15 protein-coding genes are annotated in these 21,084 nt (G+C 40.7%); 13 read left to right on the top strand and 2 right to left on the bottom strand.

What is annotated here, in order from left to right; all coding sequences use genetic code 11:
* The first annotated feature begins 211 nt into the window (after positions 1-211).
* The 6 genes from ABZP26_RS06965 to ABZP26_RS06990 are packed head-to-tail and all read left to right on the top strand — an operon-like array spanning position 212 to position 7,009.
* Complete coding sequence (locus ABZP26_RS06965) at positions 212-1,615, top strand: undecaprenyl-phosphate glucose phosphotransferase (RefSeq protein WP_016899854.1); 1,404 nt, start codon at positions 212-214, stop codon at positions 1,613-1,615.
* Entirely contained in the window at positions 1,599-2,813 is a 1,215-nt protein-coding gene (locus ABZP26_RS06970) for an outer membrane beta-barrel protein (RefSeq protein ID WP_016899855.1), read from the top strand. Before ABZP26_RS06965 ends, ABZP26_RS06970 begins: the two co-directional genes overlap by 17 nt.
* A complete protein-coding gene (locus ABZP26_RS06975) occupies positions 2,810-3,331 on the top strand; it encodes a polysaccharide biosynthesis/export family protein (protein WP_016899856.1) in 522 nt (173 codons plus the stop codon). The genes ABZP26_RS06970 and ABZP26_RS06975 overlap by 4 nt, the downstream gene beginning before the upstream one ends.
* Before the next feature lie 24 nt (positions 3,332-3,355).
* On the top strand, positions 3,356-5,563 hold the full coding sequence (locus ABZP26_RS06980) for a GumC family protein (RefSeq protein WP_368485533.1): 2,208 nt from the start codon (positions 3,356-3,358) through the stop codon (positions 5,561-5,563).
* Between the two features lie 11 nt (positions 5,564-5,574).
* On the top strand, positions 5,575-6,303 hold the full coding sequence (locus tag ABZP26_RS06985) for a tyrosine-protein phosphatase (RefSeq protein ID WP_368485534.1): 729 nt from the start codon (positions 5,575-5,577) through the stop codon (positions 6,301-6,303).
* A complete protein-coding gene (locus ABZP26_RS06990; RefSeq protein ID WP_368485535.1) occupies positions 6,296-7,009 on the top strand; it encodes a VpsP family polysaccharide biosynthesis protein in 714 nt (237 codons plus the stop codon). Before ABZP26_RS06985 ends, ABZP26_RS06990 begins: the two co-directional genes overlap by 8 nt.
* A gap of 1,417 nt (positions 7,010-8,426) precedes the next feature.
* On the opposite strand, the gene rsmF is transcribed toward ABZP26_RS06990, so the two are convergent.
* Positions 8,427-9,866: a 16S rRNA (cytosine(1407)-C(5))-methyltransferase RsmF gene (gene rsmF / locus ABZP26_RS06995; RefSeq protein ID WP_368485614.1), complete on the bottom strand. Its 1,440-nt coding sequence runs from the start codon at positions 9,864-9,866 to the stop codon at positions 8,427-8,429.
* Positions 9,867-10,129: 263 nt separating this feature from the next.
* Here rsmF and ABZP26_RS07000 point away from each other — a divergent pair, with 263 nt between their 5' ends.
* The 6 genes from ABZP26_RS07000 to ABZP26_RS07025 all read left to right on the top strand — a co-directional run bounded on the left by ABZP26_RS07000 (position 10,130) and on the right by ABZP26_RS07025 (position 19,002).
* Positions 10,130-10,846, top strand: coding sequence for a GntR family transcriptional regulator (locus ABZP26_RS07000; RefSeq protein ID WP_128583546.1), 717 nt, complete (start codon positions 10,130-10,132; stop codon positions 10,844-10,846).
* Between the two features lie 336 nt (positions 10,847-11,182).
* Positions 11,183-12,061 carry a methylisocitrate lyase gene (prpB, locus tag ABZP26_RS07005; RefSeq protein WP_013464731.1) on the top strand — a complete coding sequence of 293 codons (879 nt, stop codon included), beginning with the start codon at positions 11,183-11,185 and terminating at the stop codon, positions 12,059-12,061.
* A gap of 25 nt (positions 12,062-12,086) precedes the next feature.
* Complete coding sequence (gene prpC / locus ABZP26_RS07010; RefSeq protein ID WP_058154488.1) at positions 12,087-13,214, top strand: 2-methylcitrate synthase; 1,128 nt, start codon at positions 12,087-12,089, stop codon at positions 13,212-13,214.
* Between the two features lie 113 nt (positions 13,215-13,327).
* Positions 13,328-15,937, top strand: coding sequence for a Fe/S-dependent 2-methylisocitrate dehydratase AcnD (gene acnD / locus ABZP26_RS07015; protein ID WP_368485536.1), 2,610 nt, complete (start codon positions 13,328-13,330; stop codon positions 15,935-15,937).
* Between the two features lie 12 nt (positions 15,938-15,949).
* Positions 15,950-17,125 carry a 2-methylaconitate cis-trans isomerase PrpF gene (gene prpF, locus ABZP26_RS07020; RefSeq protein ID WP_016899865.1) on the top strand — a complete coding sequence of 392 codons (1,176 nt, stop codon included), beginning with the start codon at positions 15,950-15,952 and terminating at the stop codon, positions 17,123-17,125.
* Between the two features lie 581 nt (positions 17,126-17,706).
* A complete protein-coding gene (locus ABZP26_RS07025; RefSeq protein ID WP_368485537.1) occupies positions 17,707-19,002 on the top strand; it encodes a diguanylate cyclase in 1,296 nt (431 codons plus the stop codon).
* A gap of 47 nt (positions 19,003-19,049) precedes the next feature.
* Here ABZP26_RS07025 and ABZP26_RS07030 read toward each other — a convergent pair whose 3' ends face one another.
* Positions 19,050-19,949 carry a substrate-binding periplasmic protein gene (locus ABZP26_RS07030; protein WP_368485538.1) on the bottom strand — a complete coding sequence of 300 codons (900 nt, stop codon included), beginning with the start codon at positions 19,947-19,949 and terminating at the stop codon, positions 19,050-19,052.
* Between the two features lie 196 nt (positions 19,950-20,145).
* On the opposite strand from ABZP26_RS07030, the gene ABZP26_RS07035 reads away from it, so the two are divergent.
* Entirely contained in the window at positions 20,146-21,069 is a 924-nt protein-coding gene (locus ABZP26_RS07035; protein ID WP_368485539.1) for a hypothetical protein, read from the top strand.
* Positions 21,070-21,084 lie beyond the last annotated feature (15 nt).

Genomic DNA, 21,084 nt, shown 5'->3' on the forward strand with positions numbered 1-21,084 from the left:
CATGAACTAATTAAATGAAAATAATAGAGATAACCCAAAAATTAATTTGATTTATTAAATTACGATAGCTGGTTTTTAAATATATAGCTGCGCCTTTTTTTAATACTTAAATACGGGTTTTTATATTGTATAAATAAGTGTGATGGGATATTATTTAGTTTAGTTGTGTAGGGGATTTAGTCCATATTGGGCTTCTATAAGGAACAGTAGTATGACATCTTCAAGGACATTCAAACCTTCAGGTTCTTCTGATGCCAATTTTTACCGTTTATTTGATATATTTGCGCTGTTTTTAGCATTTCAGTGTGCTGCTTTAATCTATAGTTTTAAACTTACTCCTATCTATGCCGCCTCTGCGCTAACTGTTGCACTTAGCTATTTATACAGCGCTGAGCTTTTTTCTACCTATCGCTCTTGGCGAGCTGGCAAATTTAGAACAATGGTAATGTGTGCCTGGGGTAGTGTTTTAATTGCCTTTGCGTTTTTACTGGTTGTTTCTTTTTTATTTAAGTTTACTGAGTCACTTTCTCGCGTGGGAATCGCGATTTGGTTTATGCTTAGTGTGGCGTATTTATATGTTTGGCGTTTAGGGGTTTATTTATATAAACGTAGCCGTCGTAAATTAGGACTATCGCAACGCAATGTTGCCATTATTGGTGCTACAGAGTCTGCTGCTTATTTACATGCTGAAATAGTCAAACACGATGAGCTTGGGTTTAACTTTAAAGGTTTTTACGATGACAGAAGCCCTGAACGTTTATTTGAACAACTTGAAAAGCAGGGTGTTGAGGGCGGTATACAAAGTGCAGTAGATGCCGCTCGTAATGGTGAAATAGATATACTGTATATAGCGCTCCCCATGAAAGCACAAAAACGCATAGCTGATATTTTATTACAGCTAGGTGATACCACCGTTGACGTGCACATAGTGCCTGACTTTTTACTCTCGAATTTAATACATGCTCGCATTGAGCATGTGGGTGATGTTGATACATTAAGCGTGTTTGAAGCACCGTGTATTGGTGCTCATGAATTTATAAAGCGCACAGAAGATATAGTTGTTTCGGCTATTATTGTTACTTTAATCACCCCTCTATTATTGACTATTGCTGCCGCCATAAAGCTGACATCTAAAGGGCCTATTATATTTAAGCAAGATCGCTATGGCTTAGATGGCCGCAAAATAAAAGTGTGGAAGTTCCGCTCGATGACGGTAACCGAAAACAGCGATGTGGTGACTCAGGCAACTAAAAACGATGCCCGAATAACTCCGTTAGGTGGCTTTTTGCGCCGCACTAGCCTTGACGAACTGCCGCAGTTTATAAATGTTTTAAAAGGCGATATGTCTATTGTTGGCCCAAGGCCTCATGCGGTTGCCCACAACGAAGAATACCGAAAAAAAGTAGAGTTTTATATGTTTAGGCATAAAACCAAACCGGGTATTACCGGTTGGGCACAAATTAACGGCTGGCGCGGCGAAACCGATACTTTAGATAAAATGGCCAAGCGAGTTGAATACGACCTACATTACATTAAACATTGGTCTTTATGGTTTGATGTAAAAATAATTTTTATGACAATTTTTAAGGGATTTAAAAGTGAAAATGCGTACTAATACAATTACCACTTTACTTGTTGCGTTGGGCTTAAGTGCACCTGCATTGGCGGTAGAATTACAACCAGGCAGTGTAATGACTAAAGACGGCGCCGAGATTACACCTACGCTACAGTTAGGTGTGAGCAGCAACGACAACTTTTTTATGACGCCGTCTGCCACTCAGTCACGTTTAATATGGAACATAGCGCCGAGTTTAAATGCCTTAATTGAAGATGGTCCAGATAGCTATAAGTTTGATATTGCATCAAGCACGTCGTTTCATAATAAAGACACAACCGATAACTTTACTCAAGTAAATGTAGGCGCAGGTGTGCATAAAGAGTTTACTAGTCAACACCGTTTAGATGTTACTGGTGATGCCGACTGGTTGTACGAGCCACGTGGTGGCGGATTAACTGAAGGCCAGGGCAGCGCTCTAGATGAGCTTGTAAATTATCAGCAACAAAACCTAACTGCTCGCTACGAATACGGCGCACAAAGCTCTAAAGCTCAGGTTGCTTTAACAGCGGGTTATTATAACAAAAATTACCAAAATTTTACGGCCATATCGCAGTACCGCGATTACGATAAACCTATGTTGGGTATTATTGGTTATTACAACACCCAAGCTGGTACGCGTGCCTTTTTAGAGGTTAAACAAGAAAACTACCGTTACGATGTAATTGACTCAAACGGTATTACCCGTGATTCAGACGACGTAAAAGTATTATTGGGTATGGAGTGGGAAGCCACAGCCGTTACCACTGGGTCATTTAAAGTGGGTTATCAAAATAAAGATTTTGAGTCAAACCTGCGTGATAACTTTAGTGGTTTAAGTTGGGAGGCTGCTGCAGTTTGGAAGCCGTTGACTTATTCAACCTTACAACTAGTTACTAGCCGTGCCGCTAAAGACCCATTGCTAGAAGGCGATTACATTCGCGAAAGTGTTTACGGTGCAACGTGGCAGCACGATTGGAGCGATTTTTTGAGCTCGGTAGTAAGTGCTAATTATGTTGATCAACAGTACTCTGGTAGTTTTAACCGTAAAGACAAAGTTAAAAATGCGCGCCTTGGCTTAAATTATTTAGCCAGTAACTTTGGCATGGTAACCGGCTATGTTGATTTTATTGACCGTAATTCAACCCAAACTAATATTGAATTTGACCGCGTAATTGTTGGCCTTAACTTTACATTTGCATTAAAGGGAAATGAATGAAGGTTAAAATTTTAACTTGCTTAATATTGTTACTGAGCTTTTGTAGTTTTGCGAGTGATTCGCAAAACTATATTTTAGGTGCAGGTGACAAAATAGAAATTAAAGTATTTGGTCAGCCTGATTTAGATGTAACCTCATTGCTTGGTAATAGCGGTGAGATAAACTACCCATTTTTAGGTAAGGTTAAACTGGTGGGTTTAAGTGTTTCACAAGTTGAGCAAACAATAAGCGAAGGCCTGCAGCCGGACTATTTAGTTAACCCTAATGTGTATGCGCAAGTAGTAGAGTACCGTCCTTTTTATATACATGGTGAAGTTAAAAAGCCAGGTGGATACCCTTACCAGCCTGCTATGACGGTAAATCAAGCAATAGCATTGGCCGGTGGGTTAACCGAGCGTGCCTCGGTTGATAAAATATTTATTTTTAAAGAGCAAACCAAACAGCAGCAACAAAAAGGTAGTTTAAACAGCCAAATTGCAGCGGGTGACACCATAAAAATAGAACAGCGCTTGTTTTAAGCAGTTTAAGGCAGTAATTAAAAAATGAATACACACACCGAAAAACCTATCAACAACGAGGAAGTTATTGATTTAGGTGCTTATCTTAATGTTATTAAGCAAAGTAAATGGAAGATTTTAGGTTTTGCTATTGTAGTTACCTTACTCACTATAATGGTTGCGTTAACCCTAGTACCTAAGTATGAAGCCACAGCCACTTTATTGATTGAGTCGGAGCAAGCCAAAGCAGTCAGCTTTGATGAAATTTATGGTTTAGACTCTACCAAAAAAGAGTATTATTTAACCCAGTTTGAAGTGATTAAGTCAAATAGTATTGCCCGTGAGGTAATTACTAAACTTAATTTAAAAGATCATACCGACTTTATTGCTAAGCCGTCGCTAACAGACGAGTTAAAAGGCCTGGTTAAACAGCTTTTGCCTTTTTTAAATAAAAAAGAAAGCTCTGTTCTTACAGAGGAGGAGCAAGCCGAGCGTGAAATGTTGGGTTTACTCGCTACATTTAAATCGCGTTTAAGTGTATCCCCTATCATGAATACTCAATTAGTTAGTCTTAAATATGAATCTAGTGATCCTAAATTAGCTGCCTTAGTAGCTAATACTATCGGTGAGGTTTATATAGAAAGCCAAATGCGCGCTAAGATGGGTATTACTCAGCAGGCATCGAGCTGGTTAAATACGCGTTTATCAGAGCTACGTATACAACTAGATAACTCTGAAGCACGCCTACAAGCTTACCGAGAAGAACAAAAACTGGTTGATATAGAAGGTATAGCAGGGCTTGTTACCCAAGAGCTTGAGCAAACCTCAAAACAGTTAGTAGATGCTCGCGCGACTAAAAACAACCTTGAAAGCATTAACCGTGTTATTAACGAATATGGTAACGATAACATAGAGTTACTTGGCAGTATGCCTGAAATTACTTCGCATCGTGTAGTACAAGATGTTAAACGCGAAGTTGTATTGGTTGAGCGTAAGGTGAGTGAACTTAGTGAGGTTTATGGCCCTAAACACCCTAAAATGATTTCTGCTCAGGCAGAACTTGTTACAGTTAAAACTAACCTAAATAAGCAAATAAAGGGTTTAATTACCGGTATAGAAAAAGAGCTTAACAGAACAACACGTACTGTAAATGCGCTTGAGCGCGATTTAGCTAAAATACGTGCTGAATATCAAGACATTACCCGTAAAGAAACCCAATATAATCAGTTAAAACGCGAAGTAGAATCGAATCGTAATATTTTTAATACCTTTTTAACACGTTCTAAAGAGACCGAAGTAACCAGTGATTTTAGCTCTGCTGCTGCGCGCTTTACCGATCGTGCTTATGCACCAAACGAACCAAGTAAACCGAACAAAAAGTTGATAATTATATTCTCTTTTATCGCCAGCTTGGGTTTTGCTATGATAGTAAGTATCTTAGTTGACAACTTAAACGACACAGTTAAAAACAAAAATGATGTCGAAAATAAACTCGCGCAGCGCATGCTTGGCTTGTTGCCTCATGTTGTAGTGCCTAAAAAGAGCTATTTTCCTATTCATGCTTATTTAGAAGACACTTATCGCCGCTTTGCTGAGTCGGTACGTACCTTCCGTACTAGTTTATTGCTCACTCACCTTGACAGAGCGCATCAGGTTATAGCGGTTACCTCTACTTCACCAGGAGAGGGTAAAACCACCACCTCTGCCAATTTAGCGATGTCGTTGGCACAAATGGGCAAGGTATTACTGATTGATGCCGATTTACGTAAACCAACGTTAGCTAAACGATTTGATATACCCGTATTTCACCCAGGTTTAAGTAATTTAATGATTGGTACAGATCAATTAGCTGATTGTGTGCACCTTGATACTCAATCGGGTGTAGCAATTATGCCAAGCGGGCAAATACCATCTAATCCACTTGAGCTTTTATCAAACCCACGTTTTGCTGAATTACTCACTGAGTTAAAAACACAGTACGATCATATTATTGTGGATACACCGCCTACCCAAGCGGTAAGTGATGCATTAGTAATTGCGCAAAGTGTTGATTCGGTTGTGTATGTTGTTAAGTCAGACATAACCCGTATTAAACCAATTACAGCTGGCCTTGAGCGTTTATTTGAAGTAAAAGCCCATGTTGCTGGTGTGGTACTAAACAAGGTAGATATGAGTAAGTCTAAAGATGAGCATAGTCATGGTTACTATGATTATTACGATTACTCACAGCAACCTGAAAAGCCACAAGTGTAATTAAGTAATTTATGATTGATATTCATACGCATATTTTGCCGGGTATTGATGATGGCGCTAAAGATTTAACTGAATCTTTAGCGCTTTTAAAATTGGCTGAAAACGACGGTATTACTCATATGGTGGCAACGCCACATATACATGTGGGCCGCTTTAATAATTCGATTTCTCATATTTATGCTAATTTAGCAAACTTACGGCTTAATGCAAAAAATGAAGGGATAAACGTAAAATTAGCCGCTGCTGCTGAGGTGCGTTTAGACGTAGAACTGATGGCAATGGTGATGGCTAATAAACTGCCTTTTATTGGTAAAATAGCAGACAAAAATGTGTTGTTATTAGAGTTACCGCACTCTCACATGCCACAAGGTTACGATAAGTTTATTCAGTGGCTCGCTAAACAAAATATACGCGTTATTATTCCGCATCCTGAGCGTAATCGCGATATTCAGTCAAACCTTTATTATATTCAGCACTTAAAGCAGTTAGGTTGCGACTTTCAATTAACAGCATCGAGCATTGAAGGCGAGTGGGGCGAAAGCGCGCAAACTATAGCGTTACAAATGCTAAAAGATGGTTTAGTGAACTATGTTGCTTCTGATGCCCATTCAGTAAAACGTCGACCGCCTATTTTAAGCCAAGCTAGAAAAACAGTAGCGCAGTTAATAGGTGAAGAGCAGGCTACAGCGCTTTTTGTAACTAACCCGCTGCAATTAACCGAGAGCTTATTTAATGACTAAATTAAACATGGTCAAGGTAGTGCCTGCTGTTATTTTAGCTCTAATAGTGCTTGTAATTGCATATAGCAGCATGCAAAGTATGCGCGCTAATGCATGGTACTTTCATGCGCTTAATATTGTGCAAGAGTCGGATGGTGCTTTATCTGGTTCATCGCTTCAAGCTGCAGAAAATGCGATTACGTTAGCTACGAATATGGATCCCGAGCATCCTCATTATTGGCATTTTTTAGCCCATATAAAATTACTAAGCCTCAGTGGTATAGATAGCATATCGAGTGAGCAATCAGATAAAGTAAAGCAAACATATCAACAAGCTGAGCAGGCGCTATTAAAGTCGGTTGAGCTTAGACAAACTTGGGCACAAACTTGGATGAGCTTAGCGCAGGTTGTAAGTTATCAAGAGGGACCAACAGAGCGGGTATACAATTATATTCAGCAAGCCAAAAAAGTTGGCCCATATAAGTTAGATATTCATTTAGGCATTATTCAAATTGCGTTAATGCACTGGAGTGAACTACCACCTACCTACAAAGCCCTTTATGTGAATGAACTTAAATTAGCTTCTAAATATGGTTATAAATTTTATGATGTGTTTAGTATGGCTGAGCAAATGAATCGTTTGCCAATAGTGTGTTTATCGCTGCAATTTGGTTCTCATTATGAGGCTATCAGAGGTAGTTGGATGTTTAATAAATACTGTGGTTAAAACACGAGCCACGAGCTTCGGGTAACGGGCCTTGAATCTCGCAGCTCGTTTACTCTGAACTTTAACCTTTTTTGAACCACAGAGAGCACCGAGGCGCTTCGCGCTGCACAGAGAAAAAGCTTCAATTGCGGAAATCTAATAACTAACAACAGTTCTTTAATCTTTGTCTTTAATTACTTTCTCTGTATTCTCCTATCCTCTGTGGTAAATAAATCTTTAAAAGCTTATTGTAATGCTCAGGTCCGGTTGTCCGATCCCCGCAACCAGTTAACTATCTCCTAAAACCTTTTATTTTTGAACCACAGAGAATACCGAGGCGCTTCGCGCTGCACAGAGAAAAGCTTCAATTTTGGAAATCGAATAACTAACAACAGTTCTTTAATCTTTTTCTTTAATTACTTTCTCTGTGTTCTCCTATCCTCTGTGGTAAATAAATTTTTAAGAGCTTATTGTAAAGCTCGCGGCGGGTTGCGAGATTAAGCTAGTAAACCGACCCCTGCAGCTCGTTTACTCTGAACTTTAACCTTTATTTTTGAACCACAGAGAACACCGAGGCGCTTCGCGCTGCACAGAGAAAAAGCTTCAATTTTGGAAATCTAATAACTAACAACAGTTCTTTAATCTTTGTCTTTAATTACTTTCTCTGTGTGCTCCTATCCTCTGTGGTAAATAAATCTTTAAGTTCTTATTGTAAAGCTTGGGCGGGTTGCGAGATTAAGTGAATAAACCAGCCCCTGCAGCTAGTTTACTCTGAACTTTAACCACAGAGAGCATCGAGGCGCTTCGCGCTGCACAGAGAAAAAGCTTCAATTTTGAAAATCTAATAACTAACAACAGTTCTTTAATCTCTGTCTTTAATCACTTTCTCTGTGTGCTCCTATCCTCTGTGGTAAATAAATTTTTAAGAGCTTATTGTAATGCCCAGGTCCGGTTGTCCGATCCCTGCAACCAGTTAACTTTCTCCTAAAACCTTTATTTTTGAACCACAGAGAACACCGAGGCGCTTCGCGCTGCACTGAGAAAAAGCTTCAATTTTGGAAATCTAATAACTAACAACAGTTCTTTAACCTTTGTCTTTAATCACTTTCTCTGTGTGCTCTGTGCCCTCTGTGGTAAATAAATCACTAAGTTCTTATTGTAATAATAGGGCTGGGTGAGGGATTAAGCTCGTAACCCGACTCTCGCAGCTCGTTAACTTTCGCCTAGACAAAAAAAGACCCAGAGCTATAAGAACTCTGGGTTATAGAGGGGCTCGTATTTGAGCCCTGCGCTAACTAAAGACACTTTCAGATTCTTAGGGAGAAGAAGAAAGTTATTTAAGTATAGTCAAAAGTGCTAAAAATACACATTTTTGTTCGTTTTTTATACTGCAGTAATTACAGTGAGTTACATTTGTTATACACACCTTTATTAGAATTTACGCCCAGTTTATTAACTGCGTATTTTGTACTAAATCTCGTGGTAAAGAGTTTTTAACTTTATTTTTTTGCCATTTCCCTAAGCCAATAGGGCAACCACATAAAGTTAGGATTACCTCGCCGCTGGATTTGGTTACCTCTTCTAGGCGTATATCTTTACCATTAAAGTAATCGTTAGCCTGTTCATTGGTTAATGCCAGTACATTACTTTTACACTGTTTTCCAAATACCGTCGCAAATTCGTGCGTTAGGCGTACGCCATTTTTATGAATAACGCCTACCTGAATACCTAATCGCGCATATTTAATTTTGTTTTGTATCGCTTCAAATTCATCAGGAAACAGCCAAAGCTCTTTGTCGCGTTGTTTTAACGTACCTTGCAGACTCGTTAAACCAAATTGCTTTTTAAGGAAGCTCATAAACGCAGCACTTTGTTTACTATCAAAGTCACTAAAGGGGAACGCGCCTTTTTTAACTTTTAATGTTTGGTTTTCGCAGCTGCTGTGCTTTTTAAATTTGGCAATAAAAAAGCCTTCGCTGTCAAAGGTTTGCGGCCAAACATGTAAGTAGCCCTCTGCGGTGGTGGCTTTATCAGCCCCTGGGAATAAGTCGCTTAATGACTCAGGGCTTATATATTCGCCAAACTCATCTAATAATGCGCTGCATACTTGCTGGTTTTCGAGAGGGGTTAATGTACAGGTTGAATACACCAATGTGCCGCCAGGTTTAAGTGCGTAAAATGCACTTTTAATCAGATCTTTTTGTACTTGGGCAATGGTAATATTTGACTCGATAGACCAATTTTTTAGCGCGTCGCTATCTTTACGTACCGTGCCTTCGCCTGAGCAGGGCGCATCAAGTAAAATGCTGTCGAAGCACTCAAACATGTAATTACCAAATACCACACCATCAAAATGTGATAGCGCGCAGTTACCTACACCCATACGCTTTAGCGTGGCACTGAGTACTTTTAAACGTGATGACGACAGCTCATTGGCTACTAGCACGCCTTGATTGTCCATTATCGCGGCAAGTTGTGAGGTTTTAGAGCCCGGTGCCGAGGCCATATCGAGCACTGTGTTACTGGTTTTAAGGCTTTGCTTTAGTGCCATTGGCGGCAACATTGAGCTTGCCTCTTGCACGTACATAGCCCCGCTTAAGTGTAAGTCGGTATTACCCAGCGCTAGGTTTTGCTCTTCATCATTTGGGCGCTCTAACCAAAAACCTTCATCGCACCAAGGAATAGCGGTAAGTTGCCAGTTTTTTTTAGCCGCTTGTTGCTTAAACTCTTCAACACTCATTTTTAATGTATTAACGCGAACAGATTTACGCAGTGGACGACGACACGCACTTAAAAAGTCATCTAAGTTTAGGTGTTCGGGTAGATAGGTTTTTACGTCATTAATAAATGGCTCAGGGATATAAGTGTTTGCGTCCACGATTTGGCTCATACAGTCAAAATAAAGCAGGATAATAGCATTTTTAACGATTTTTTTCAGTGTTAAAAACGAAATAGTAACCCTTAAAAGGTGTCGACATCTTGTTGGGTAAAACAGCTTAAATACATTTTTTATTATACTTTCGGCTAATAATGTCGACAATATGGTGGTTTTTCACTCGATTTAAGTGGTTCTAGGGTTGACAGGTATAAATAATAAGCACATAGTTAGACCATAAATTGTCGACAATATAAAAATACTTTATGACACAGCACTTGTTAAATGAAACATCTATCACAACCGCTTCCGATAAAGTGTTTGTAGATATGCGCCGCGAAATTGTAGAGGGCAGCATTGCACAAGGCAGTAAAATATCTGAGCCGGAACTAGCAAAGCGTTATGGTGTGAGTCGTGCAACGCTTAGAGAGGCATTAAACCGTTTAGAAAGTTGTTATTTAGTTGAGCGTAAAGCCAATATAGGTTGCCGTGTTGTGGCATTAACCGCAGAGCGTTTAATTGAGGTGTATCAAGTGCGCAGTGCTCTTGAGGGACTTGCATGTAGGTTAGCTGCCGACAATATGGAACCAGATGAAGTACAAGGCTTGAAACAATTACTTAATCAGCATTTGCAAACTCAGCGTGTTAAAGAAGGTGAGTCGTACTATCAAGAAGCAGGCGACTTAGATTTTCATTATAGAATAATCAAAGGCAGTAAAAACGCGCATTTAATTCATTTGTTATGCCACGACCTGTACCAGTTAATAAGAATGTACCGTGTACAAATGGGTATGGTAGGGCCGCGGGTATCGAAAGCATTTGACGAACACTTAGCCATTATTAACGCCATTGAAAATCATGATGGTGAGCTGGCCGAAATGTTAATGAAGCGCCATATCAGTGCATCACAAGCAAATATCCAAACAAAATTTGATGGATATCAACAATCAGTACAAGCCACTCAAAATGAAGTGGCTAACTAGGGTCTGTTGACCTTTGCGGATTATAATTTGTTCAAACTAGGAGCGGTTTAATCACGGCGCGAGGTTTGTAACCTAGTGGGCTAAGTCAAAACCGAGCAACAAAGAGTAAATCGCTCCTAGGCAGAACCCGAAGGGCAGCGCCTGTTTAGTATTGATGCTGCGTTATCGCCTATTTATGGGGAATAACCACACCACATAGGCTCTGCCTTGCCTAAATACCAAACAGGCTGCTGCAAATTAAATTTTGAAAGGTCAATAGACCCTAATACAGATGTCACATTTTTAAAAAATACTAAGTTGCCAAAGAGCAGCCCCGTTCAAAGTTAGGAGAAGGTAATGTCAGCAGGATTAAAATTTAAACAGGCAATTGCAAATAACCACCCGTTACAAGTGGTAGGTACTATTAACGCGTACACCGCGATGATGGCTGAAAAAATGGGCCATCAGGCTATTTATTTATCGGGTGCAGGTGTGGCTAATGCCTCATTTGGTATGCCAGATTTAGGGATGACCAGCCTTGATAACGTGCTTGAAGATATTCGCCGTATTACCGGTGCTAGCGATTTACCTTTGTTAGTGGATGCCGATACAGGTTGGGGTGGGGCGTTTAATATTGCCCGTACCGTTAAAGAAATGACTAAAGCGGGGGCAGCAGGCTTTCATATTGAAGACCAAGTGGCGCAAAAGCGTTGTGGCCATCGCCCTAATAAAGAAATAGTTACCCAAGCTGAAATGGTAGACCGAATTAAAGCGGCGGTTGATGCTAAAACCGATAGCGATTTTTACATTATGGCGCGTACCGATGCGTTTCAAAAAGAAGGCTTAAATGCGGCGATAGACCGTGCAGCAGCTTGTGTTGAAGCCGGTGCCGATGCGATTTTTGCAGAAGCGGTTCATGATCTTGCTGATTATCAAGCATTTACTAAGGCGATTAATGTGCCTATTTTGGCCAATATTACTGAGTTTGGCCAAACCCCAATTTACACCAAAGAGCAACTAAGCGATGTGGGCGTAGAAATGGTGCTTTACCCACTTAGTGCGTTTAGAGCAATGAATAAAGCCGCACTTAACGTGTATTCAGCAATTTTGAATGAAGGTTCTCAACAAAGCCAAATTGAAAACATGCAAACGCGTGCAGAGCTTTACGACTTTTTAGATTATCACTCGTACGAAAACACACTCGATAACCTTTTTTCAGCAAAATCTGACAAATAATAAAAATTTCAACAGGAGACACATCATGGTAGATAAAGCATTAGGTGGCGCAGGCTTACGTGGCCAAGTAGCAGGACAAACAGCATTATGTACAGTAGGGCAAACAGGCTCAGGTTTAACTTACTGTGGTTACGATATTAGTGAACTGGCTGAAAAAGCACAGTTTGAGGAAGTGTCGTTTTTACTTTCTCGCGGCGAGCTACCAACATCAAGCGAACTGGCAGAGTACAAAGCTAAACTTAAAAGCTTGCGCGGTTTACCAGAGGCACTAAAAACAGTGCTTGAGAACATTCCTAAAGACGCACATCCAATGGATGTAATGCGCACAGGGTGTTCTATGCTAGGTAACCTTGAAATGGAAAACGACTTTAGCGAAGCAAACGATGCGATTGATCGCATGGTGGCAATTTTCCCAAGTATTATTTGTTACTGGTATCGTTTTACTCATGACGGTGTTCGCATCGAAACACAAACTGATGACGATTCAGTAGGTGCACACTTTTTAACGCTATTACACGATAAAGCGCCAAGTGAATTATTTGCACAAGTAATGAATGTATCACTAATTTTGTACGCAGAGCATGAATTTAATGCCTCTACCTTTACCGGTCGCGTGTGTGCATCAACGCTTTCTGATATTCACTCATGTGTAACTGGCGCAATTGGTACCTTACGTGGTCCACTTCATGGTGGTGCCAACGAAGCCGCCATGGATATGATTGAAGGCTTTAGCAGCGCCGATCAAGCTGAAGACGCGCTAATGGGGATGCTGGAGCGTAAAGATAAAATTATGGGCTTTGGCCACGCAATTTACCGCGAGTCAGATCCACGTAACGTTATTATTAAAAAGTGGTCTGAAAAGTTGGCGGCAGAAGTGGGTGATGAGGTGCTTTACCCGGTATCTGTTCGTTGTGAAGAAGTCATGTGGCGTGAGAAGAAGTTATTCTGTAATGCTGACTTTTTCCATGCATCGGCGTACCACTTTATGAGTATTCCTACTAAGTTATTTACGCCTATCTTCGTAATGAGCCGTGTAACCGGTTGGACAGCGCATGTAAAAGAGCAACGTGCAAATAACCGTATTATTCGCCCAAGTGCTGATTACACCGGGCCAGATGCGCGTAGCTACACGCCAATCGAATCAAGAGGCTAATTAGTTAGCGTTTAAGGTGAGCCTAGCTCACCTTTTATTGTTTATAGCGCTGATGATTACTCATTATAGCGCTTTAGCGTACTCTCCTCCGTCACCAAATTAGCGAATTTATTATGACCATTATTAATAACACCCAATACCGTAAGCCTTTACCAGGCTCAAATGTTGATTACTACGATACCCAAGCCGCCGTCGATGCCATTAAGCCAGGCGCATACGCTACACTACCTTACAGTTCGCGTGTATTTGCCGAAAACTTAGTGCGTCGCTGTGAGCCCGAAATGCTAACCGATGCACTGAGCCAAATAATTGAGCGTAAACAAGACTTAGACTTTCCGTGGTATCCGGCACGCGTTGTATGTCACGATATTTTAGGGCAAACCGCACTGGTTGATTTAGCGGGCCTGCGTGATGCTATTGCTGCAAAAGGCGGCGATCCTGCAAAAGTAAATCCGGTTGTACCGACTCAACTGATTGTTGACCACTCATTAGCTGTTGAGCACGCAGGTTTTGATCCCGATGCATTTGAAAAAAACCGCGCCATTGAAGATAGACGCAACGATGACCGTTTTCATTTTATAAACTGGACCAAAACAGCGTTTAAAAATATTGATGTGATCCCACCGGGTAATGGCATCATGCACCAAATTAACCTTGAAAAAATGTCGCCGGTTATTCAAAACCGTGACGGTATTGCCTTCCCAGATACTTTAGTGGGAACAGACAGCCATACCCCACATGTTGATGCTTTAGGTGTTATTGCTGTTGGTGTAGGTGGCCTTGAAGCCGAAAGCGTAATGCTAGGACGCGCATCATATATTCGTTTACCAGATATAGTGGGCGTAGAGCTTACCGGTAAACGCCAGCCTGGCATAACTGCAACCGATATTGTACTGGCGATTACCGAATTTTTACGTGAGCAACGTGTGGTATCGACTTACCTTGAGTTTTACGGTGAAGGGGCTGATGCACTAACCCTTGGCGATAGAGCCACCATTTCGAACATGACCCCAGAATTTGGCGCCACCGCTGCTATGTTCTACATCGACGATAAAACTATTGATTACTTGCGTTTAACAGGCCGTGATGAAGATCAAATTGCCCTGGTAGAAAACTACGCTAAAACAGCAGGTTTATGGAGTGATAGCTTAAAAACTGCTCAATACGATCGCGTACTCAAGTTTGATTTATCAAGCGTAGGGCGTAACATTGCAGGGCCTTCAAATCCGCATCGTCGTGTATCTACCAGCGATTTAGCAGCGCAAGGTATTTCGGGTGTTGTTGAAAATGAAGAAGGCTTAATGCCAGATGGCGCCTGTATTATCGCCGCTATTACCAGCTGTACTAATACCAGTAACCCGCGCAATGTAATTGCTGCAGGTTTATTAGCGCGAAATGCAAACGCTAAAGGCTTAATGCGTAAACCGTGGGTTAAAACATCCCTGGCGCCGGGTTCTAAAGCAGTGCAGTCGTACCTTGAAGATGCAAACTTACTCACTGAACTAGAGCAACTCGGTTTTGGTATTGTTGGTTTTGCCTGTACTACCTGTAATGGCATGAGTGGTGCGTTGGACCCTAAAATTCAACAAGAAGTGATTGACCGCGATTTATACGCAACGGCTGTGCTTTCGGGCAACCGTAACTTTGATGGCCGAATTCATCCGTATGCTAAGCAAGCGTTTTTAGCGTCACCACCTTTAGTAGTTGCTTATGCAATTGCGGGCACCATTCGTTTTGATATAGAAAAAGATATACTCGGTAAAGATCAACAAGGTAACGATGTAACCTTAAAAGATTTATGGCCATCTGATGAAGAGATAGATGCGGTTATCAAACAAAGCGTAAAACCAGAGCAGTTTAGAAAAGTATACGAGCCAATGTTTAACTTAACTGTTGATTACGGCGAAGATAACGACCCACTTTACGATTGGCGCCCAGAAAGTACGTATATTCGCCGCCCACCTTATTGGGAAGGGGCTTTGGCAGGTGAGCGCAGTATGACAGGTATGCGCGCGTTAGCAGTACTTGGCGATAACATTACAACCGATCATTTATCACCCTCTAATGCGATTATGGCAAGCAGCGCAGCAGGTGAATACTTAACTAAAATGAACGTACCAGAAGAAGACTTTAACTCATACGCCACTCACCGAGGCGATCACTTAACCGCTCAACGAGCTACATTTGCAAACCCTAAACTATTGAACGAAATGGTATTAGATGAAAACGGAGAAGTGAAGCAAGGCTCGTTCGCACGTATAGAGCCAGAAGGTGAAAACACACGCATGTGGGAAGCAATCGAAACCTACATGCAGCGTAAACAGCCACTCATTATTGTGGCAGGTGCTGATTATGGCCAAGGCTCTTCGCGCGATTGGGCAGCAAAAGGCGTTAGGCTTGCTGGTGTTCAGGTTATTGCAGCCGAAGGGTTTGAACGTATTCACCGTACTAACTTAATTGGTATGGGCGTATTGCCGCTTGAATTTAAACCAGGCACAACGCGTAAAACACTTAATCTAGATGGTAGCGAAAGCTACGACGTGAAGGGCGAACCAACACCAGGTGCAACCCTAGAGCTTGTTATTACGCGTAAAAATGGCGAGGTATTAAACGTACCCATGAAATGTCGACTAGATACGCAAGAAGAGCTCTCTATTTATGCGGCAGGCGGTGTGTTACAACGCTTTGCGCAAGACTTTTTAGAAGCCACGCAAGTATCATAAGGACACACGTTTATGTTTAAACCACAAATTAAAGTGCCTGCGACCTATATGCGTGGTGGCACGAGTAAAGGGGTTTTTTTTAATTTAACCGATTTACCCGCACCTGCCCAAGTGGCAGGTGCGGCGCGCGATAGCTTATTATTGCGCGTTATTGGTAGCCCAGATGCTTACGGTAAACAAACCGACGGCATGGGCGGAGCAACCTCAAGTACCAGTAAAACGGTTATTTTGAGTAAGAGTGAACAGCCCGATCACGATGTTGATTATTTATTTGGTCAAGTCGCCATTGATAAAGCGTTTGTTGATTGGAGTGGTAACTGCGGAAACTTAACCTCTGCCGTGGGCGCGTTTGCCATCAGCAATGGTTTAGTTGATAAATCTCGCGTACCGGATAATGGCATTGCTATTGTGCGCGTATGGCAGGCGAACATTAAAAAAAGTATTTTAGTGCATGTACCCATGACCAACGCTCAAGTTCAAGAAACCGGTGACTTTGAGTTAGATGGTGTGACGTTTCCTGCCGCTGAAGTAAAGCTTGAATTTATTGACCCTGCTGATGGTGATGGTGCGCTATTTCCAACAGGCAATGTGGTTGATGATTTAGAAGTACCAGGTGTGGGGACATTAAAAGCAACTATGATCAACGCAGGTATCCCGACTATTTTTGTAAATGCCAGCGATATTGGTTATTCCGGTACTGAGCTACAAGATGATATAAACGCTGATGAAGCCGCACTCACTAAGCTTGAAACCATTCGTGCCTATGGCGCGGTAAAAATGGGACTAATTAGTACTATTAATGAAGCGCAAGCACGCCAACACACACCTAAAGTGGCGTTTGTGGCTGCACCGCTTAATTACAAATCATCAAGTGGTAAGCAGGTTAATGCAAGCGATATAGATTTGTTAGTACGTGCAATGTCAATGGGTAAGTTACACCATGCGATGATGGGCACAGCCGCCGTTGCTATTGGCACAGCAGCCGCAATTGACGGAACATTAGTTAATTTGGCCGCTGGTGGCGGTGCTATTAACGAGGTTAACTTTGGTCACCCATCGGGCACACTTAAAGTAGGTGCCGAGGCGGTTGTTACAAATGGCCAATGGCAAGTGACTAAAGCGAGTATGAGCCGCAGCGCACGTGTATTAATGGAAGGCTGGGTAAGAGCGCCATTTGATTATGACTAACTAGCACCCAAAATACGTACTATAGTAAAATAATAAGCCGCGAACTTAACTTAGTTTGCGGCTTTTTTATTTAGCAATTCAGTAGGTTGTAAAATGTACTTTGTTGAGGGGTGCTCAATAAACAGCAACATTTTTTCTGTTATGTCGGCAAATATTCACTTATATTAAAATGAACATTAGGGTCTGTTGACCTTTCAAGGTTAAATTTGCAGTAGTCTGTTTGGTATTTAGGCAAGGCAGAGCCTATGTGGTGTGGTTATTCCCCATAAATAGGCGATAACGCAGCATCAATGCCAAACAGGCGCTGCCCGAAGGGTTCTGCCTAGGGGCGATTTACTCTTTGTTGCCTAAATGGATGTAGGTAAGGGGCGTGAGCAGGACGCCGAAGCTTTGCTCGGTTTTTACTTATTCTTACATGGATGTAAGCCAGTAGAATAACGCAGGAGCAGTTATCGAGTCCACTAGGTTACAAACCTCGCGCCGCGATTAAACAGCTCCTAGTTTGAACAAATTGTAATCCGCAAAGGTTAACAGACCCTAGCCCGTGTATTTTTTCAATACAGTTTGTACGGAGTACATTAATGGATTTATCAAGGCTAAATGCAGAAAGGTTAATACAAAACTTACAAACCGGTGTGGTGGTGCATTCACCAGACACAGGAATTTTGTATGCAAATCCTGCGGCTTTAAATATTTTACGTTTAACAAAAGAGCAAGCGTTAGGGCGCGACTCGTTTGATAGTAAATGGAAATTACTGGATGAATTTCGTCAACCACTGCAGAATTCTCAGTATCCTGTTAGTGTTGTTATTAAAACCCAAAAACCATTGATGAATCTTGAAATAGGTATATGTGACAGCTCAAGCGACGAAATTACATGGGTGCTATGTAACGCTTATCCAGAGTTTGACGAGCAGAATAACATTGCTGAAATAGTCGTCACTTTTATCGATATTACTCATCAAAAACAAGCTATTCCATTTAAAGAAATTGTTGAATTAGCCAGCGACGTTATTTTAGTTACCGAGGCAAGCCCTATTACTAATGATGGCCCTAAAATTGTTTATGCAAACCAATCGTTTACTAAAGTAACGGGTTATCATTTAGATGAAGTTAGAGGTAAAACGCCGCGCATTTTACAAGGCGCTAAAACTCAACAAGCCACACGCGATAAAATTAGGCATGCGCTAGAAAATAAACAGCAAGTATCTGAGCAAATTCTAAATTATAAAAAATCAGGTGAGCCTTATTGGATTGATATGAATATTTTTCCATTAAAAAATGCGTTAGGTGAGGTGGCTTACTATGCAGCGATTGAGCGCGATATTACAAAAATGAAGCAGTATCAAGCACAACTAAAAGATTTAACCATTAAAGATCCGCTTACTAATTTGCTCAACCGAAGAGGGTTTATGGAAACAGCTAAACTTGCACTTGATGAGTGTATTAAAGACAGCCAGCACTTAACCCTTACGATGATAGATATAGACCACTTTAAGCGCATTAACGATCAATTTGGCCACGAAGGCGGAGATAGTGTGTTGCAAAGCATAGCTGCTACGTTTAAATCATTTTGTGACAGTGATGATATTATAGCGCGTTTAGGAGGAGAAGAGTTTTGCATTGTTTCTCCTACCAAATGTGTCAGTACCGTTGTTAAAACCTTAGCAAAGTTGCAAGATCATTTAAAAGATAACCCAGTGCATTTATCAAGTGGCGGGCAGGTGAGTTATACAATAAGCAGTGGTGTATCAAGTTTGACTTCTGAGTCGTGTTCGCTGCAGGGATTATTAAGAAATGCCGATACAGCACTTTATAATGCAAAAACAACCGGACGGAACCAAACGGTGGTGTTTAACCAAAGCCTTAGACTATGAGTAGATATAACTGAAAACAGGCACGCTCAAATTTAGCTGCCTATGGCTTAATCGAGGTTATAACACTGCTGTTTTTTAGTTTTTATGAAGCGCTCAAATTCATTATTTGCACGCATAATCGCTATTTCTGCGTTGATATCATCTAAGATAAATTGCCAATTAGGCGTACTTTTACTGATTTCATAATACAGGGCTTTGTATTCTATGCTTGGCGTTAATGCAACTAGCGCGCTAAGCATCCTCTTTTTTTCTCTAGCTGATAATAGTGATTTATAAATACTGGCTTTTAGCACTTCTAAGTCGGCAACAATAAGCTCAACCCGACCATTTAAAAGCAAATGAATAAGCTGATACTCACTGTTAGCAACAATGGTTTTTATTCCGCCTTGTTCAATAAGTTGATCTAATTCTTTACTATTTTTATATGAACGTACCACCCCCAGAACCCTTTTTTTTACAGACTCAATACTGCCATCGTAATTTATGCTGTGATCTCTAAGTGCTACAAATGATAAGTCGCCACCAGGAATGGGCTCAGATAACGCCAATAACTGATTACGTGTTTTGGTTAAAATGTTTTCTGACATTACATCGTCACTAATAAAATACTCAGGAAATAAAATATCAGCTTTACCTAATTCAGCTTCACGAACGGCACGCGCCCAAGGGTAAAACTCTATATGTACACCATAGCCGCGTTTTACTAACATGCTTACTGTAAGTTGATATAGCCAGCCCTTATTGCATAAGTGATCGTCTATATAAGGGGGCCAATTAAGTGTAACTAAGCGAAGAACTGTATCGGCTTTTAAATTATAGCCATAGCCGCTTTTGTATTTCTCTCCGGGAAGTGTGATATTTTTATTGTCGACCGTATAGGTTACTGGCGCAGGTTGTGCGTAAGTGAAAAATGATAGTACTAAGGCAGCGATTAAAAATATTCTCATAAGGATAATGCATTTTTATCTTTAATTTTAAGTTTAGTGCGTTATTTGGAATAAACAACTTAAATAGTGAGGTTCTTCTAGTATACAAACAATTAAATATAGCCTTAAAAAGCGATAGCTATTAACATGCAAAGGTAAGTAATTTAACTTTAATACGGCATAACAACTAAAAGTCTTTTTACTAGAGGGAATTTTTATGGCTAACAAGCCAATAAGTGAAGACAATCCATTTGCTAATTTATCTGATGTGCAGTGTGAGCAGATCCAAAATTGGTACCAAAAGCATATTTCTTCAACCTTACATTCTTTACTTAAAGGCAGTAAGTCTGGGCAAGTTATTGAGAGTAAGTTAGAAAGTACTTTAAATAAAGCGCTCTCTCAGAGCAAACAGCTTACTACTTATGCTATTGAGGGTAATTCGAGTATTAAATTAAAAAATGCCAGTGTTATGGCTGAGCTTAATGATACCCGTGATTTGTTTTATGGCGCGCAAGTTAAAATAAATAAACTAGAGCAAAAAATAACAACCAGTGCTCAAGAAATACGATTATTAGAGACAGAAAAAAGCGAATTGCAGCTAGAAGTACGTAGCTTAAAGCAACGTTTAAATCACGTACTTTCAAGGCTAGAATCGCAAGGTGTCTCATTCCAAAAAAGCCATTATGTAGGACGTATATTAGTTCAGGCTTTGCGAGCAAGTTTTGAAAATTGGCAGCAAACTCCACAAGGAGAGCCCTTTAAAAATCATGATTTTTACAAGCTTTTCCCGCGTGTTTTGTACTCAAGCTTATTAAAGGAAATAGAAAAACTGCTAGGGGAGCACGATTATAATCAAATCGAGCGTTCACTTAGTGATTTTGTGTTTAAGCAAAAGGGCTCGCCTGTAGAAAATTGGCCAGATGAAGACCCGATTTACGAGACGCGGTTAATTAACCAAAAGCAGTCAGAGCTGTTAATAAAATTACATAGCCAACACCTGCAACGAAAAAACTTTACGTCCTATTTAGAAAAACGCCTTTCTAGTACTGGCTTTACCCATAAACACAGTGATTTATTGATGACTTTAGTTGAGTTTGCGACACACGATGAAAATAGCAAATTTTCTAGTTATTGCCATTAAGTTATTAGTAATGTT

This window comes from Pseudoalteromonas sp. SD03 (assembly GCF_040937955.1).
Taxonomy (GTDB): domain Bacteria; phylum Pseudomonadota; class Gammaproteobacteria; order Enterobacterales; family Alteromonadaceae; genus Pseudoalteromonas; species Pseudoalteromonas tetraodonis.

What these genes read in the sequence shown, in the direction of transcription:
- ABZP26_RS06965 (WP_016899854.1), top strand. Translation starts at nt 212, where the DNA reads ATGACATCTTCAAGGACATTCAAACCTTCAGGTTCTTCTGATGCCAAT.
- ABZP26_RS06975 (WP_016899856.1), top strand. Translation starts at nt 2,810, where the DNA reads ATGAAGGTTAAAATTTTAACTTGCTTAATATTGTTACTGAGCTTTTGT.
- ABZP26_RS06980 (WP_368485533.1), top strand. Translation starts at nt 3,356, where the DNA reads ATGAATACACACACCGAAAAACCTATCAACAACGAGGAAGTTATTGAT.
- ABZP26_RS06985 (WP_368485534.1), top strand. Translation starts at nt 5,575, where the DNA reads ATGATTGATATTCATACGCATATTTTGCCGGGTATTGATGATGGCGCT.
- ABZP26_RS06990 (WP_368485535.1), top strand. Translation starts at nt 6,296, where the DNA reads ATGACTAAATTAAACATGGTCAAGGTAGTGCCTGCTGTTATTTTAGCT.
- ABZP26_RS07000 (WP_128583546.1), top strand. Translation starts at nt 10,130, where the DNA reads ATGACACAGCACTTGTTAAATGAAACATCTATCACAACCGCTTCCGAT.
- prpB (WP_013464731.1), top strand. Translation starts at nt 11,183, where the DNA reads ATGTCAGCAGGATTAAAATTTAAACAGGCAATTGCAAATAACCACCCG.
- prpC (WP_058154488.1), top strand. Translation starts at nt 12,087, where the DNA reads ATGGTAGATAAAGCATTAGGTGGCGCAGGCTTACGTGGCCAAGTAGCA.
- acnD (WP_368485536.1), top strand. Translation starts at nt 13,328, where the DNA reads ATGACCATTATTAATAACACCCAATACCGTAAGCCTTTACCAGGCTCA.
- prpF (WP_016899865.1), top strand. Translation starts at nt 15,950, where the DNA reads ATGTTTAAACCACAAATTAAAGTGCCTGCGACCTATATGCGTGGTGGC.
- ABZP26_RS07025 (WP_368485537.1), top strand. Translation starts at nt 17,707, where the DNA reads ATGGATTTATCAAGGCTAAATGCAGAAAGGTTAATACAAAACTTACAA.
- ABZP26_RS07030 (WP_368485538.1), bottom strand. Translation starts at nt 19,949, where the DNA reads ATGAGAATATTTTTAATCGCTGCCTTAGTACTATCATTTTTCACTTAC.
- ABZP26_RS07035 (WP_368485539.1), top strand. Translation starts at nt 20,146, where the DNA reads ATGGCTAACAAGCCAATAAGTGAAGACAATCCATTTGCTAATTTATCT.